This window comes from Rossellomorea marisflavi, assembly GCF_001274775.1.
Lineage (GTDB): Bacteria > Bacillota > Bacilli > Bacillales > Bacillaceae_B > Rossellomorea > Rossellomorea marisflavi.
This window is the reverse complement of the sequence record NZ_LGUE01000004.1, coordinates 664,072-673,418: the sequence shown is the minus strand read 5'-3', so window position 1 is coordinate 673,418 and position 9,347 is coordinate 664,072. Positions and strand designations below refer to the sequence as shown.

Below are 9,347 nucleotides of genomic sequence, written 5' to 3'. Positions count from 1 at the left end.
GAATACTTGGAACTTGGAGAACAATACCTGCAGGTGGTACAGGAGGATATGGAGGAAGTGTTTAAACGGTGAGGTTTGATTAACCTATACCGTCATTCTACATTAGAAGGAGAAAATGAAGTGGAGGCGATCCCTCATTGCATGGAAATCGCCTTCTTCTCTGATTCACACATTTGGTTTCCGCCAATGCAATCTGAAAAAGATGACACCTGCTGTTATGACGAAAAGGGGGATGGCGATGAATTGTGCAATCGCAAATTTGAACCCCCATACATCATACCCGGGATCGCTGCTTTTACCGAGAAGGGCGACGGTGACCACAGCGAGGTAAGCGGCAGGAGGTATCACCCAGAGATACCGGCCCTTGGGCAGAAGGCTGATGAGGATCACGAGGAGAACCAGAAGGCCGCCCCATATGAATAGAAACATAGTGTTCGCTCCTTTAAGATACATATTCTATCTTCACTGGGACTAATCCAGAGTGGGATGGAAGCAATACTTCAATAAGTCTTCGTGCAAAGGCTTAGAAATAAACAGCCATCATAATAACCAAACTGACCACCGTATACAGCACCGCACCATAAAAGACCCCGCCGACCTTGACCTTCGATTTTTCCACCTTCTGCACCTTCCAGACGGCTTCGCTCGCATCCATGGTCGCAGCTCTTGAAAAAACTCCGCCACTGCTGCTAAAAAAGAACAAAAGGATTGAGGCGCCAAGTCCGATGAAGAAGCTGTATTCATTGTAGGAAAACGGTACGAGCCTGCTGGCTGTCCAAACGACCAGGCCCATGACGGTGGCAGTACAAATTGCCCAAATAGCCGTCTTATTCATTGGTCATTCCCCCTTTTATATATAAACGTATGATCACGAGGGAAGTTTCATCTTTATGGAAAAATATACAATTTTAATAAGGGAGCATCCACTGCTTGAAACTTCCTGTAGCGTTGCATCGTCTATAGGGACAGGAGGCTGATGGGGGATGAAGAAAATCGTGGTGGCTTTATCGCTGATATTGGTGCTTGGCGGATGCAATTCCAATCAACCGAACATATCAGAGAAGGAGGTTCGATCCATTGTTATGAAGGAACATGAAAATTCCATTGGTGAAGTCGAGATTATTTCTGTTCAGCACAACTGGAGGGAATACATTGTGGAGTGGGGGAACACGGAGAACTGTGAGGCGGGGACGGACTATATCCACGATGCGACCGGTAAGGTGAAAAAGAGCGAGGTTAGCATTTGTTAGCTTGGAGGGAGGCGATCATTCGCCTCCTTCTTCCATGTCTGCCTTCTTTTCCTTCGGCGGGTCAAACACAAGATCCAACAGGGCGAGGAATAAGGCGATTCCGATCTGAGTCAGGGGCTGTATGTCAATGGACGACATGAGAGCCACTAGGATGGAAATGATGCCCCAGTTAATCAGGAAGGAGAAGAAGAAATAGCCTCCCTTCAATGCATTCCATGACCAGCGTCCCGATGCCCTCATGAGGCCGAACAGCAGCTTCACGATAAAATCTCCGATGAATCCGCAGATGAAGTACAATACCGAGAACCAAAGCAGGGACCAGTAAGAGCTGTACTCGATACCGATGATCCGGAAGAGACCGACGAAACCGAAGAAAATCAGGGCGACGACGAATCCGATGGCCGCGAGAATGATCAGACTGACAGACACGATGATGAAAATCTTGGTGGGCAGTGATTCGTTTTTGAATGAGTCTTGATCGGACATGGTGTACCTCCGTGGTGTAATGGGATCTTCAATATGGCTTGAATGTTCCCCTTAGTTTCTTATGAAAGGCTTCTAATCTAGGAATTTTGCGGAAGGTCAAGAACGATGTGATGGTCACAAAAATAAGCAACCATTCATGTTCCTCCCCGCGGTTATCGATGATGGCGGATTTCACATGATCCCTCCTATGACTTTACTTCCTACAAAGTATAGTTCAATCTGGATTTTATGTAAAATAAAACCATTAAGAGGAGCCTCGTCTCACCAACCCCGGTTTTCGTTTGATCAAAAGGGGCTCGGGATTCTTTCCTTGAAGGCGCTGTGTCAGCCTGCCCATGAGATCTAGCGCGATTTCGTCCAGAGCATACGAGATGGAAGAAAGGGTCGGGGAGGTCGTCAAGCAGATGGGATGATCATCAAACCCGATGATCTTCACGTCCTCCGGCACCGACAGACCTACTGCATTTGCAGCAGCGAGTAGCCCTGCGGCTACAAAGTCACTGCCTGCCACGATCCCCTTTGGTGGCGAAGCGGTGCGGAAACGTTCCTCTCCCAATGCCACCCCGTCTTCAATGGTGATGACCTTGTTATGACAACAAGTGTCAGCGCACTCAAGTCCGTGATGGGCGTGTGCCCGCTTAAAACCCTCCCAACGCTTCTGTTGGAGAGGGGAGTCCATATCGTCCCCGCAGAAGATGAGGGGGAAAGCCCCCTGATGAAGAAGGTGATCGGTGGCAATGAACGTCGCTTCCTCTTCATCCACTCCGACAGTATCAAATTGTGCCCCTTCGAACTGTTCATTGCACACGACGACGATCTGATCCTGAACCCTCGACTTGATCTCCTCTTCCGAGAAGGCGGAGTGGGTGAGGATCAAGGCATCGACCTCTTTATGAATCAAGGCATCATAGATCTCGGATTCAGCATCCTGGGAAAAGAAGGTCTGGTGGATGACCATCTTATACCCGGCGTCCCGGCAGGTTTTTGTAAGGATACCCGCAAGGCGGCTGAAGTAGGGATGATCCAGGAGAGGCACGACAATCCCGATCGTGTGATTTCGTTGCAAGCGGAGCTGGACGCCACGGAGATTTCGGACGTAGGAAAGTTCCTTGATGGCTTCTTCCACCTTCCTCCGGCTGTCTTCCGAGACATGGGGATGGTGATTGAGGACCCGTGAAACGGTCGATTTGGACACTCCGCTTACACGGGCGATATCAAGAATGGTCGGCATTGGTCAATCTCCCTCCAAGTTATGTATTGACATGGGAACGTTCCCAGAGAGTACGTTGAATTTATCTTACTAGGAGGTGTCCATATGCCGCAAGATGTTTACCATTCGACAGCCGAGACCAGGTACATCGCATTTTTTGATTTTGATGAAACGTATTTCCCTCATGCATGCACAGAGGAGCAGCTCATGATGGTCCATGAACTGGAGGAGTATCTTCAATGGCTTGCGTCTGAGCAACATGTGAAGATCGGATGGGTGACAGGCAGCAGTCTCACCCAGGTCGAGGAGAAGATGAAGAAGGCGAGGATGCGGTATCTTCCCCACTTCATCTCAAGCAACCTCGGGACGGAAATGTGGGAAGTGAATGCAAGCCAATGCTACCGTTCCATCCCGGAATGGGAGAAGAGGATTGCCCGGTCAGGCTTCTCCCATGGAGTCGTACAGGAGATCCTGGATGACTTAAAGAACATCTACTCTATCAAACTGACCCCTCAAACCCAGTTCGGGCAGGGGACTTATAAGATGAACTACTATTACTATCCCGCTTCGGACACAGGTGTCGATTATCACCTCGGCATCATCCGTCAGCTCGCGTTTAATCACGGTGTAGGGATCAACATCAACCGTTGCAACCCGAAGGCAGGAGACCCGGAAAATGCGTACGACGTCGACTTCATTCCCAAAGGGACGGGTAAGAAGGCCGCGGTCAGCTTCATGAAGAAACATTACAACGTCCCCAGTAGCCGCACCCTTGCCTTCGGTGACAGCGGCAACGACCTGGAAATGGTGAAGGCTGTGGAGCACGGTTATCTCCTCAGAAATGCCACGGAAGAAGCGAAAAGGAAGCATGCCCTCATAACAGAAGGTGAATACGGGAAAGGGATCATGGAAGTGTGTGGGAGAGTGTTTTCGCGTAAGGAATGGGACAGCGCGATGGAGAGGTGAAGTGGAGGTTCCTGAGGAGGGAACCTCTCTTTCATTCCCGCCTGTAGTCATACACCTCATCTGGTAAATGAAGGACTTGATCGTTAATTTGCACCGTCTCATCGTCCACCCAACTGATTTCTCCTTCCTCTTCATGGTACTGCCAATAGATATTCTTGGCTTCGCGTTTTTTCTCGTTGAATGTCAGTACGCCCAGCACGGCATAATCCACGGTGGCTCCGCCATTGTTGAGGAAGGTTTGTACGGTATAGCGTCCGTCAGGTGACGTTTCTTCTGTAATGAGTTCCCCTGGCTCCAGCCGGTCTATGTCAAATAAGGACCAATGGATGAGGGCGATGAGGCCCCAACTCACTGCAGCTGTGAACACGATGGTGGAAATCGTGATGGTGAAACCGACGGGGTGTTTTTTGATGAAACGTTTCATAGAATGGAAGCCTCCTTGATGATATAGAGAGGTTTCCATTATACTTCAAATAAGGAATTTATTTAACAAAAGGACGGAACCTTTTATTCACGAAGCAGCATCCGATTCAACTCCGAAAGGGATAGAGTCATCTCCAATCCTTCCATGGACCTTGATCCGTCTCGATGGATGACAACCTCTGGTTTCAAGTCTTCCGAATCCCTCACCCATGAAACATCCATCGTGTCCAGGATATTCTTCACCTTTCGTTTGTACGGCGCGGGCATAGGAGCAAGGTAAACCATCTTTCCCACCACATCATCAAGTTTATTGTAAGGTGATGCCTCTTTTGCAGGTTCGGTCGATATGGTCTCCAAAAACCATTCATCCGACATGATGGGGACGCCAAGGTATCGGGCACGCTCCAGCTTGCTTCCCGGTCGTTTGCCGACGATAAGGAAGTCTGTCTTGGATGTGATGGTATTGCTAACAGTGGCCCCGAAACTTCTGGCGGCTTTGCTCATGCTCACCCGGGGCTGGGAACTGGCTCCGGTGAACACGATGGACTTTCCTTCGAAAATCCTGCGATCGCGTTCCGGCTTGGCTAAATGAACCGGATTCCACTCCAGCGGAGAGGCCCCGCTGATCACTTCAAGCAGGAGTAGCGAATTCAAATAGGCTTTGTGGTCAACGGGCAACCCCACTTTGAAATAGTGGGAGAGATAACTCAGGGTATAGGAAAACAGATGGGGATGGGTGTGCTTGATGGCGGCCTGTGCACTGAAGCATTCCCTGCCTTCATCCAGCCATCCGTCATGTAAAAGAGTGGCTCGGTCCAAGGATGCATTGAACGAAATAACCGGGTATGGGTAGTCGTCGAGTAGCTCAAGGAAGGTTTGTTTCATCTTTATGTGATCTGAGATTTTCGCATATCCAGCCCCAAAACCGAAGGCCGTCATGGTCTCGTCCTTTATTTCAAAAAAGTAATGCTTATCAATGATGACCCCGTCCTCCACAACAAGCGCGGCGACTTGAAAGATCCCGGAATCAGGAGCGGCACTTCCCGTTTCGATGTCAATCAGTATCATATTTTTCAAGGGGAAGCCTCCTCAGTTCAATATGTATCATTCACATAGTGAAGCAGAGATTGTATGTTGTCAACTGTATGAAAGGAGATGGGTGCGATGAAACGCTTCATGAAGTTCCTCCTGCCGGTGGGGCTGTTCTTGTTGGTTACGGGTTGTGAGGAGATGATTCATGAAGGGCAGCCTGAATTTGAGCACGATGGGGAGGGACCCCCTACCATGGTGGGAATCTATATTCAGAAAGAGGAACATAACATTCTGATCGAGGGCGAGGAATTGAAGGAGGAAGGCAAGACTCTCTCATTAAATGAGTTTATGAGCAAAAACGACGGATACTTTTTAAGGTTGAATGACGATTCAGATTTCAAAGGAATAAAGTCCGGAACCAAGGTGAAGGTGTGGTGTGGTAAGATCCTGGAGTCTTCTCCGCCATATGCTGTCTGCCAGAAGATTGAAGCAGTGGTGGAGGATTGAAGACTACAATCCATCCTCCACGCGTCCCATCATCCTTAAGACCTTTCCATCCAATTCTCTTTTCAGCACCGTCATCCCATTCCTGCGGTAAAAGCCCAGCGCCTGATGGTTGCTTGGTGAAACGCGAAGGTGATACTCGGATACACCGTGAGTCCGAAAGAACTGAAGGGAGTATTGATGAAGCTTATTTCCCAGCCCAGATCCACGTCGCTCAGGAATCAGGTAGTAGAGGTTCACATACCCGATTTTGCTATCTTCATAGTCTTTCACCGTCAATTCAAGCTGACCGATCGGTACGCCCTGTTCCATGAGGAGAATGAAGCCATCCGGGAATAAGGCCGATTGGTTCTGGACCCACCTTACATATTCATCCTCGTCAAAGTCTTGATCCGTACCGAAGCTGACCTTGAAGGAATCCCTGCGGAAAGAAATGATGACATCCCTGTGTTTGTCGATATCAATTTTTTGCAGATTCATATGCCACCTCCTGGAGTTTTTTATAGTGTACCACGTCTTCGAGGGATTTAGGGGGACCACCTCAGAGCGTCTATATTAGCGAATCTGACGGAATCCCGCAGTTACGACCTGGTCAGGACCTATATGAAATGAAACAAGTAAACCGGATCTATTGGGTCCGGTTTTTATTTATCAATAAATGGAAACTTAATCCTCTTTTGTACGTATAAGAAAGTGGAGGTGCCGCTATGAAAAAGATCCTGTTTGCAGTCTCGATGAGTATTATACTCGCCAGTTGTCAAAAGGAATCGGGCGCCCCTGTTCTGAACAATCCTCCGGCGTCGGTCATGGAGAACGGGCTGATTGATTTAGAGGAGTGGGAAGGATTCCATCTTTTCAAGCCTGGAGGCGATTCTAGGCTTAATGAGGACGATGCGCTCATGATCCATGCGGTCCAAGAAGTGTTCGCTGGTGCTGTGAAAGATGAGGGGATGGCCGATCTTGAAGATCCGGATTTCATCATGGAGGTGGATGCTGAGAACGGTGAACAGAAAAAAGCTTCTTCTCTGGTTGAGTGATGAAGGGGAGGAGAGTCGTGTAATGAAGTCGAAGGAATCAAGCGCTGTTTATTCACTTGACGGGAAATGGACGGATAGGCTGAGGCAGTTGGTAGGTAATGCTTGTATAAATAGGATATGAGGTGAGCGTGAGTATGTTTATTCAAATGTCAGGATTTCCGGGGTCGGGAAAATCAACCCTTGCCCGTGAGATAGGAAAAAGAACGGGAGCGGTCATCGTGGATCATGACGTCACGAAATCAGCCCTGATGGAAAAGGTGGGAAATGGACTTACCCATGATATGGCAGGAAAAGTGTCGTATCACTTGGACTGGTCCATCAGTGAGTCGCTGCTTGAGCAAGGACATAGTGTGATCTTTGATAGCCCTTGCCTTTATGATGAAATGGTAGAGAAGGGGACGCTCCTTGCTGAAAAATACGGAATTCCATATAAATATATTGAGTGTGTGGTGCATGATTTTACCCTGATCAATGAGCGTTTGAGGGAAAGGGATCGGATGCCGAGCCAAATCAAAGAGGTTAAATCAGAAGAGGCATTCCGGAAAACGGTGTTGAACAGTAAAAAGCCCGATGACCTCCCTTGCTTACAGATAGATACTTCTTCTCCCATCAAGTCGTATATTACAAGGGTCATTCGATACCTTGAATATGGAGAAGGGGGAGCGGAATGAAGAAAATCTATTGGACGATTGCTATATGTACCCTGCTCCTAGCACTCATGGGCTGTTCAGATGAAAAAGAAGAAACGTTTAAGAGCAAAGAAACGATTACATACAAAGAACAAGAAATAAAGGTTCACTATTACTACAATGAGATGGCAGATTATATCGAAAGTGTTCGTGACAATCCTGATGAGGATAACGAGACGCTTTACATACAGAAGGTCAAGAAAGCAATGGTTGAGCACGGTGAGGCGGATGATCCGACTATAATGAAGATGATTGGTTTTTGAATTTTTACAGGCTCCGCGAGACCTGGATACAATGGAGGAAAACCTGCAGGCATTCAAGGGAAAACAGGACACGATCCACTCGAGCATAAAGCAAGCCATAGAGAAGTCTATCGACGTTCTTCCCGGTGGGGATAAAACCATTTACGTGGTCCCGTCCAGTCCTGAATTCAAATCTAACGCAAATCTTATGAACGGTGTATATGGTGTGGTGTACGGTGAGCATGCCATCCTCATCCTGATCGATCCTGCTTTCAACGTGGAAAATCTTGAATATACAATCGCTCATGAGTATCATCATACCGTCAATTTCGAGACCCGTAAATCAGAGCAAAACTCGAACTTGGATGGTGTCGTCGTTGAAGGAAAGGCAGATGCATTTGCTAAGCAAATCTATCCCGATGTGGAAAATCCATGGGTGGACACGTTACATCCAAATAAGGAAAAAATGGTGTGGGATATGATTTCAGATAATCCCGATACCTATAATCAAGACCTCTATGATGAAACTTTTTTCGGAAGTCGCCAAAAGAAGATCCCGATGTGGTCCAACTACCGTGTCGGCCTTCAAATCATGGATGCTTTTTTACAAAAGAATCCTGATGTTTCTATACCGGAATGGACATCCATGACCACGGACGAGATCCTCGAAAAAGGGAAGTACGCGGAGAAGTTTGAGTAACCATGTATTTTCCCATTTTAAGAAAGGGGGACGTGAGATGATCGAGAAGATTGAAAGGTTGGCCGGCCCCATCCGCCAGCATAAACTCCTTGAAGAACAGGGGTGCACGTCTGAAGTGAGCCAGGTTGAAACCGAGGAGGGGACGTTCATTTTGAAGAAGGCGTCCCAACCCCGCTACCGTGACTGGCTAAGGAAAGAAGCACAGGCGCTACAACGCGTTCAGGGAACTGTTGCAGTGCCTGGATTCTTGGGATTTTGGGAGAGTGATAGAGACAGTTATCTTCTAATGGAATACATAGAGGGAGTCTCCCTGACATCGGCGTTGAAGAGAGTCGACGATGGTGAGGAACGCCTTGCGCTCATTAGGAGTTTCGGTGATTTCCTTCAGCGATTCCATGAAGGAGAGCCGTTGGAAGGAATAGGAGAAGGCGATTGGCTGGAGCGGGTATGGGAAGAGGCAGAGCCGTATGTCAGGGCAGGTGAGACGGACGGGGATATAGAGCTTTTGGAACAGTTGAAGGCGGAGAGGCCGGCTTCGGTCAAACCCACGATGATCCACGGGGACTGCAATCCCGATAACGTGCTGGTAGTGGACGGGGAAGTGAGATGCTTCATCGATGTGTCCGGGATGACGGTGGGAGATCCGCGTTATGATGAGTCGCTGGCTATCGGGAAGTTCACGGGGAAAGAGAAGGATGCCTTTTATGATGGATATAAGCGATATCGGGTGTCGGATGAGGAGTTCAAGTACTTTTATCATGGGATGTATGAGTTGTTTTAGGAAAAGCCTTGGCCTTCCCTTAAGAGG

General features: G+C 48.2%; 16 protein-coding genes. 8 read left to right on the top strand and 8 right to left on the bottom strand.

Annotation, left to right across the window (positions count from 1 at the left end; genetic code table 11):
- Window positions 1–165 precede the first annotated feature (165 nt).
- Together AF331_RS13495 and AF331_RS13490 are read right to left on the bottom strand one after the other, a co-directional pair.
- A complete protein-coding gene (locus tag AF331_RS13495) occupies window positions 166–429 on the bottom strand; it encodes a DUF4017 family protein (RefSeq protein ID WP_053428612.1) in 264 nt (87 codons plus the stop codon).
- Between the two features lie 94 nt (window positions 430–523).
- Window positions 524–835: a hypothetical protein gene (locus tag AF331_RS13490; protein WP_053428611.1), complete on the bottom strand. Its 312-nt coding sequence runs from the start codon at window positions 833–835 to the stop codon at window positions 524–526.
- 148 nt (window positions 836–983) lie between these two features.
- On the opposite strand from AF331_RS13490, the gene AF331_RS13485 reads away from it, so the two are divergent.
- Window positions 984–1,250: a lipoprotein gene (locus tag AF331_RS13485; protein WP_053428610.1), complete on the top strand. Its 267-nt coding sequence runs from the start codon at window positions 984–986 to the stop codon at window positions 1,248–1,250.
- Between the two features lie 15 nt (window positions 1,251–1,265).
- Here the strand turns inward: AF331_RS13485 and AF331_RS13480 are convergent, their stop codons facing one another.
- The 3 genes from AF331_RS13480 to AF331_RS13475 form a co-directional block, all read right to left on the bottom strand.
- Entirely contained in the window at window positions 1,266–1,736 is a 471-nt protein-coding gene (locus tag AF331_RS13480) for a YrvL family regulatory protein (protein WP_053428609.1), read from the bottom strand.
- A gap of 28 nt (window positions 1,737–1,764) precedes the next feature.
- Window positions 1,765–1,911 (bottom strand): hypothetical protein, encoded by a 147-nt coding sequence (locus tag AF331_RS22760; RefSeq protein WP_162838962.1) that lies wholly within the window; start codon window positions 1,909–1,911, stop codon window positions 1,765–1,767.
- Window positions 1,912–1,980: 69 nt separating this feature from the next.
- Window positions 1,981–2,967 (bottom strand): LacI family DNA-binding transcriptional regulator, encoded by a 987-nt coding sequence (locus AF331_RS13475; protein WP_053428608.1) that lies wholly within the window; start codon window positions 2,965–2,967, stop codon window positions 1,981–1,983.
- Window positions 2,968–3,051: 84 nt separating this feature from the next.
- Between AF331_RS13475 and AF331_RS13470 the strand changes: the two genes are divergently transcribed.
- On the top strand, window positions 3,052–3,912 hold the full coding sequence (locus tag AF331_RS13470) for an HAD-IIB family hydrolase (RefSeq protein ID WP_053428607.1): 861 nt from the start codon (window positions 3,052–3,054) through the stop codon (window positions 3,910–3,912).
- A 31-nt stretch (window positions 3,913–3,943) separates the two neighbouring features.
- Here the strand turns inward: AF331_RS13470 and AF331_RS13465 are convergent, their stop codons facing one another.
- Both AF331_RS13465 and AF331_RS13460 read right to left on the bottom strand, forming a co-directional pair.
- Window positions 3,944–4,336, bottom strand: coding sequence for a DUF5412 family protein (locus tag AF331_RS13465; protein ID WP_048012339.1), 393 nt, complete (start codon window positions 4,334–4,336; stop codon window positions 3,944–3,946).
- A gap of 83 nt (window positions 4,337–4,419) precedes the next feature.
- Complete coding sequence (locus AF331_RS13460) at window positions 4,420–5,403, bottom strand: BRCT domain-containing protein (protein ID WP_235576408.1); 984 nt, start codon at window positions 5,401–5,403, stop codon at window positions 4,420–4,422.
- 108 nt (window positions 5,404–5,511) lie between these two features.
- Between AF331_RS13460 and AF331_RS13455 the strand changes: the two genes are divergently transcribed.
- A complete protein-coding gene (locus AF331_RS13455) occupies window positions 5,512–5,874 on the top strand; it encodes a DUF3221 domain-containing protein (protein ID WP_160316548.1) in 363 nt (120 codons plus the stop codon).
- Between the two features lie 3 nt (window positions 5,875–5,877).
- Here AF331_RS13455 and AF331_RS13450 read toward each other — a convergent pair whose 3' ends face one another.
- Window positions 5,878–6,351: a GNAT family N-acetyltransferase gene (locus tag AF331_RS13450; protein WP_053428604.1), complete on the bottom strand. Its 474-nt coding sequence runs from the start codon at window positions 6,349–6,351 to the stop codon at window positions 5,878–5,880.
- A 227-nt stretch (window positions 6,352–6,578) separates the two neighbouring features.
- Between AF331_RS13450 and AF331_RS13445 the strand changes: the two genes are divergently transcribed.
- The 5 genes from AF331_RS13445 (at window position 6,579) to AF331_RS13425 (ending at window position 9,320) form a co-directional block, all read left to right on the top strand.
- A complete protein-coding gene (locus tag AF331_RS13445; RefSeq protein WP_053428603.1) occupies window positions 6,579–6,908 on the top strand; it encodes a hypothetical protein in 330 nt (109 codons plus the stop codon).
- A gap of 146 nt (window positions 6,909–7,054) precedes the next feature.
- Complete coding sequence (locus tag AF331_RS13440) at window positions 7,055–7,579, top strand: AAA family ATPase (protein WP_082347004.1); 525 nt, start codon at window positions 7,055–7,057, stop codon at window positions 7,577–7,579.
- The gene (locus AF331_RS13435; protein ID WP_053428601.1) at window positions 7,576–7,860 is read left to right on the top strand and encodes a hypothetical protein; all 285 of its coding nucleotides are present in this window, start codon (window positions 7,576–7,578) and stop codon (window positions 7,858–7,860) included. Before AF331_RS13440 ends, AF331_RS13435 begins: the two co-directional genes overlap by 4 nt.
- Window positions 7,850–8,539: a DUF2268 domain-containing putative Zn-dependent protease gene (locus AF331_RS13430; protein ID WP_160316547.1), complete on the top strand. Its 690-nt coding sequence runs from the start codon at window positions 7,850–7,852 to the stop codon at window positions 8,537–8,539. Before AF331_RS13435 ends, AF331_RS13430 begins: the two co-directional genes overlap by 11 nt.
- Before the next feature lie 37 nt (window positions 8,540–8,576).
- On the top strand, window positions 8,577–9,320 hold the full coding sequence (locus AF331_RS13425; RefSeq protein WP_053428599.1) for an aminoglycoside phosphotransferase family protein: 744 nt from the start codon (window positions 8,577–8,579) through the stop codon (window positions 9,318–9,320).
- Window positions 9,321–9,347: the final 27 nt, after the last annotated feature.

What these genes read in the sequence shown, in the direction of transcription:
- AF331_RS13425 (WP_053428599.1), top strand. Translation starts at nt 8,577, where the DNA reads ATGATCGAGAAGATTGAAAGGTTGGCCGGCCCCATCCGCCAGCATAAA.
- AF331_RS13495 (WP_053428612.1), bottom strand. Translation starts at nt 429, where the DNA reads ATGTTTCTATTCATATGGGGCGGCCTTCTGGTTCTCCTCGTGATCCTC.
- AF331_RS13455 (WP_160316548.1), top strand. Translation starts at nt 5,512, where the DNA reads ATGAAGTTCCTCCTGCCGGTGGGGCTGTTCTTGTTGGTTACGGGTTGT.
- AF331_RS13475 (WP_053428608.1), bottom strand. Translation starts at nt 2,967, where the DNA reads ATGCCGACCATTCTTGATATCGCCCGTGTAAGCGGAGTGTCCAAATCG.
- AF331_RS13440 (WP_082347004.1), top strand. Translation starts at nt 7,055, where the DNA reads ATGTCAGGATTTCCGGGGTCGGGAAAATCAACCCTTGCCCGTGAGATA.
- AF331_RS13485 (WP_053428610.1), top strand. Translation starts at nt 984, where the DNA reads ATGAAGAAAATCGTGGTGGCTTTATCGCTGATATTGGTGCTTGGCGGA.
- AF331_RS13465 (WP_048012339.1), bottom strand. Translation starts at nt 4,336, where the DNA reads ATGAAACGTTTCATCAAAAAACACCCCGTCGGTTTCACCATCACGATT.
- AF331_RS13490 (WP_053428611.1), bottom strand. Translation starts at nt 835, where the DNA reads ATGAATAAGACGGCTATTTGGGCAATTTGTACTGCCACCGTCATGGGC.
- AF331_RS13435 (WP_053428601.1), top strand. Translation starts at nt 7,576, where the DNA reads ATGAAGAAAATCTATTGGACGATTGCTATATGTACCCTGCTCCTAGCA.
- AF331_RS13480 (WP_053428609.1), bottom strand. Translation starts at nt 1,736, where the DNA reads ATGTCCGATCAAGACTCATTCAAAAACGAATCACTGCCCACCAAGATT.
- AF331_RS13450 (WP_053428604.1), bottom strand. Translation starts at nt 6,351, where the DNA reads ATGAATCTGCAAAAAATTGATATCGACAAACACAGGGATGTCATCATT.
- AF331_RS13460 (WP_235576408.1), bottom strand. Translation starts at nt 5,403, where the DNA reads ATGATACTGATTGACATCGAAACGGGAAGTGCCGCTCCTGATTCCGGG.
- AF331_RS13445 (WP_053428603.1), top strand. Translation starts at nt 6,579, where the DNA reads ATGAAAAAGATCCTGTTTGCAGTCTCGATGAGTATTATACTCGCCAGT.
- AF331_RS13470 (WP_053428607.1), top strand. Translation starts at nt 3,052, where the DNA reads ATGCCGCAAGATGTTTACCATTCGACAGCCGAGACCAGGTACATCGCA.